The organism is Proteus sp. MB838, assembly GCF_054767435.1.
The window spans coordinates 1-547 of the sequence record NZ_BAABMO010000109.1; the positions used below are offsets into that span (position 1 = coordinate 1).

2 protein-coding genes are annotated in these 547 nt (G+C 37.8%); one reads left to right on the forward strand and one right to left on the reverse strand.

Annotated elements, in window-relative coordinates; genetic code table 11:
- Positions 1-213 (forward strand): hypothetical protein (locus ACYUCW_RS18150; RefSeq protein WP_460409186.1); only part of this gene is annotated, 213 nt, incomplete at its 5' end.
- Between the two features lie 15 nt (positions 214-228).
- Here ACYUCW_RS18150 and ACYUCW_RS18155 read toward each other — a convergent pair.
- The gene (locus ACYUCW_RS18155; protein ID WP_460409187.1) at positions 229-501 is read right to left on the reverse strand and encodes a hypothetical protein; all 273 of its coding nucleotides are present in this window, start codon (positions 499-501) and stop codon (positions 229-231) included.
- Between the last annotated feature and the right edge of the window lie 46 nt (positions 502-547).

A 547-nucleotide genomic window follows, 5' to 3' on the forward strand; every position in this document is an offset into this window, starting at 1 on the left:
GAAATAGGTCTGGATAGCGAATTGTCTTTTGATTCAATGAATGAAAAAGGTGTCATCGAATTATTTAATAAAGGAATAATCGAACCAATTAAAGGTGACTATATTAACGAGCCTAAGTGCAAATATAGGATTACTAGCAATTACCTTAAAGATATAGAATATGCCTTAGTAAATAACACTAAAATACGTAAAGCATATGAAGAGGTAAGGTAAGCCCATCCATGGACTTTATCTCGCCGTCACCCCGAACTCACTGCTCGGCTGTTTTGTTTTAACTCCTGAAAATACTGCTACATTAGGTAAGCAACAGTTATCTCCACTTGGATAATGCTTTGTTGGTTTGAGAGAGAGAACAGGGCGTTCTTTCTTCTCAACGCCAAATATCGAATCCCAAATTTCTTCCACTGAGCGACTTCTCATAGCTATCTTTCGAGCCAAAAACTCACCTTGCTTTCCGCGTCTGCGAATTTTTGAGTTCTCTTTAAAAATTATCGTTGCCATATTTGCCTCCTAAGTGATCTTTGGTGATTGGCATAGTCATGTGACT

Excerpts from the sequence above, each read along its gene's own strand:
- ACYUCW_RS18155 (WP_460409187.1), bottom strand. The coding sequence starts at position 501 with ATGGCAACGATAATTTTTAAAGAGAACTCAAAAATTCGCAGACGCGGA.